The organism is Priestia sp. P5_B4, from assembly GCF_056400385.1.
The window spans coordinates 1-3,417 of record NZ_JBFULJ010000399.1 but is presented as its reverse complement, the minus strand read 5'-3'; the positions used below and the strand labels follow the sequence as shown (position 1 = coordinate 3,417).

The 3,417-nt window shown below is 38.6% G+C and carries 4 protein-coding genes; all 4 read left to right on the top strand.

Features of this window, described 5'->3' with window-relative positions; translation table 11 throughout:
* On the top strand, positions 1 to 785 hold a 785-nt coding region (locus AC1DRF_RS20110), incomplete at its 5' end, for an ABC transporter permease (protein WP_477741509.1).
* Positions 778 to 1,725, top strand: coding sequence for an iron chelate uptake ABC transporter family permease subunit (locus tag AC1DRF_RS20105; protein ID WP_097822767.1), 948 nt, complete (start codon positions 778 to 780; stop codon positions 1,723 to 1,725). The genes AC1DRF_RS20110 and AC1DRF_RS20105, both read left to right, overlap by 8 nt.
* The gene (locus AC1DRF_RS20100) at positions 1,719 to 2,477 is read left to right on the top strand and encodes an iron ABC transporter ATP-binding protein (RefSeq protein WP_043981407.1); all 759 of its coding nucleotides are present in this window, start codon (positions 1,719 to 1,721) and stop codon (positions 2,475 to 2,477) included. Before AC1DRF_RS20105 ends, AC1DRF_RS20100 begins: the two co-directional genes overlap by 7 nt.
* A 23-nt stretch (positions 2,478 to 2,500) precedes the next feature.
* The coding region (locus AC1DRF_RS20095) for a siderophore ABC transporter substrate-binding protein (protein WP_477741508.1) at positions 2,501 to 3,417 on the top strand (917 nt) is incomplete at its 3' end.

The following is a 3,417-nucleotide window of genomic DNA, read 5'->3' as shown; positions in this document are numbered from 1 at the left end:
GAATGAGCCTTAGTATTTGCGGATTAATTATGCAGCAAATTACGCGAAATAAGTTTGTATCTCCAACAACGGCAGGAACTATGGACTGGGCAAGACTTGGTGTGTTGATTTCTCTACTAGTATTTGCTTCAGCAAGTCCTCTATTAAAAATGAGCATTGCTTTCATTTTCTCACTGGCGGGCAATCTATTGTTTATGAGAATACTAGACAGAATTAAATTTAACGATACGATTTATATTCCACTAGTCGGTTTAATGCTCGGCAGTATCGTAAGTTCCTTAGCTACCTTCATCGCCTACAAATACGATTTGATTCAAAACCTTTCTTCATGGCTGCAAGGCGACTTTTCGCTAGTAGTCAAAGGGAGATATGAACTTTTATACCTGAGTATACCGCTCGTAATAATTGCTTATCTTTACGCAGATAAGTTCACGGTTGCTGGTATGGGAGAAAGCTTTTCAATCAATTTAGGCGTGAAATACAAACAAATCGTAAACATTGGATTAGTCATTGTTTCGCTTATTACGTCGATTACGATTTTGACCGTTGGCATGCTGCCTTTTTTAGGATTAATCATTCCAAATATCGTATCGATTTACCGTGGAGATCATTTGCGAAAAAGCCTGCCTCATACAGCGCTGCTTGGAGCTGTGTTCATACTGGCGTGCGATATTTTAGGCAGAGTCATTATTTTCCCTTATGAAATCTCTATTGGGCTAATGGTCGGTGTAATAGGAAGTGCGATCTTTCTTTTTATGCTGATAAGGAGAGGTCGTTATGCATAACAAACATAAAATCATCATTCTCGCCGCGCTGGCCGTTTTATCAGTGGCACTGTTTATCAGCTACGATTTAGGCTACTGGCAGTACACGCTGCCGCGAAGAATTGAAAAAGTTGTTGCGATTGTTTTAACCGGAGGAGCCATTGCTTTTTCATCCGTTATCTTTCAAACAATTACTAATAATCGAATTCTAACTCCTAGTATTCTAGGACTGGATTCACTGTATTTATTTCTGCAAACGTTTATTGTGTACATCTTTGGCTCGACGAATATTGTCATCATGAACAAAAATCTTAACTTTCTTCTTTGCGTTTCGCTGATGATTATCTTTTCGGTCTTGCTTTACATACTGATGTTCAAAAAAGCCGGTAAGAATATTTTCTTTATTTTACTGGTTGGAATTGTGTTCGGCACGTTATTTAAAAGCATGTCTTCATTTATGGAAATGCTGATCGATCCGAATGAATTTCAAGTTGTACAAGATAAATCATTTGCAAGCTTTAACAATGTTAATACCGATTTGCTATACATAGCAGCCGTCATATTTATCCTGCTTGGCATTTACGTGTGGCGCTTTACATCCATTTTTGATGTCCTGTCGCTTGGAAGAGAACATGCGGTAAATTTAGGTATTGATTATGACGGGCTCGTCAAAAAAATGCTGATTGTGATCGCCATTTTTGTCTCAGTGGCTACAGCGTTAGTTGGGCCGATTACCTTTCTTGGACTGCTTGTTGTGAACCTTGCGAGAGAGCTGTTCAAAACATACAAGCACACCTATTTAATGATGGGATCACTGCTGCTTAGTGTTATAGCTCTCGTCGGAGGAGAATTTATCGTTGAAAAAGTGTTCACCTTCAGCACCACGCTGAGCGTCATCATTGACTTTGCCGGCGGAATTTACTTTATTTATTTGCTGCTAAAGGAGAATAAATCATGGTAGAAGTAACAAATGTCAGTAAAACATACGGAGAAAAAACCGTTTTAGAAAAAACATCCGTCGTGATTCCAAAAGGGAAAATCACGTCATTTATCGGTCCAAACGGAGCGGGGAAAAGTACGCTGCTTTCAATTATGAGCCGTCTCATTAAAGCCGACTCAGGATCAATATCAATAGAAGGAAAAAATATAGAGAATATTGACAGCTCAGATTTAGCCAAAAAAATGAGCATTTTAAAACAGTCCAATCAGCTGAATATCAGGCTTAGCGTACGTGAACTCGTCAATTTTGGAAGGTTTCCTTATTCAAAAGGCCGGTTAACAAAAAGTGATGAACAAGCGGTTGATCAGGCGCTAAGTTATATGAAGCTTGAAAGTATTCAAGACAAATACTTGGATGAACTGAGCGGGGGACAGTGTCAGCGGGCCTTTATCGCTATGGTGATCGCACAGGACACGGAGTATATTTTCTTAGATGAACCGCTCAATAACTTAGATATGAAGCATTCTGTTGAAATTATGAAGCTGTTGAAACGTCTCGTAGAAGACTTAGGCAAAACGATTGTAATTGTCATTCACGATATTAATTTTGCGTCTGTTTATTCGGATTATATTGTGGCACTTAAAAACGGTGAAGTAATCTGTGAAGGCCCAACAGAAACCATCATTCAAACGTCTGTATTAAAGGATATATACGATATGGATATTCCAATCGAAACGGTTAACGGACAGCGTATTTGCGTGTATTTTTCATAAAATTTATTCATGAGGTGACGAAAGTGAAAAAAGTGTTAGTAATGTTTGCAGCAGTCTTAACTGCGATTGTTGTAGCCGCTTGCGGTAATCAAGGAGCAAAAGAAACAACAGGTGGAGAAAGTAAGCAAAAAGAGACGGTAACAGTAACCGATCAGTTCAATAAAGACGGAATTAAAATTAAGAAAAACCCTAAAAAAGTTGTAGTATTCAGCATGGGTGCACTTGATACACTAGATAAACTAGGGGTTGAAGTGGCGGGCTTGCCAAAACAAGCGATTCCTGAGTATTTATCAAAGTATCAAGATGATAAGTATGCGAATGTAGGTGGCTTAAAAGAACCTGATTTCGAAAAAATTGCAGAATTAAAGCCAGACTTAATTATTATTCAAGGCCGCCAAGCAGATTCATTTGATGAATTTTCAAAAATTGCGCCGACGATCTATATCGATACAGACAACCAGCACTATGTGAAGTCATTTAAAGAAAACACAAAAGTACTAGGACAAATTTTTAATAAAGAAGATCAAGCGAAAAAAGAGCTAGCAGCAATTGATAAGCAAATTGCAGATTTGAAAAAACAAGCGGACAAACTAGATAAAAAAGCGCTTGTAATGATGGCAAATGACAGCAAAATGACAGCGTTTGGTCCGGGTTCTAAATACGGATTAATCCACGACGTATTCGGTATTAAAGCAGCAGACGACAGTTTAGATCCATCCGCTAAGCACGGTCAAAGCATTTCATACGAATATTTAGTTAAGCAAAATCCAGACTACTTATTCGTCGTTGACCGCGGTGCAGCGATTGGTGAAAAATCATCCGCTAAACAAATTGTTGAAAATGAGTACGTAAAAGAAGTCAATGCGGTGAAAAACAATCACGTTGTGTATCTGGATCCAGGCCTTTGGTATTTATCTGGAGGAGGCCTTGAGTCAATGGC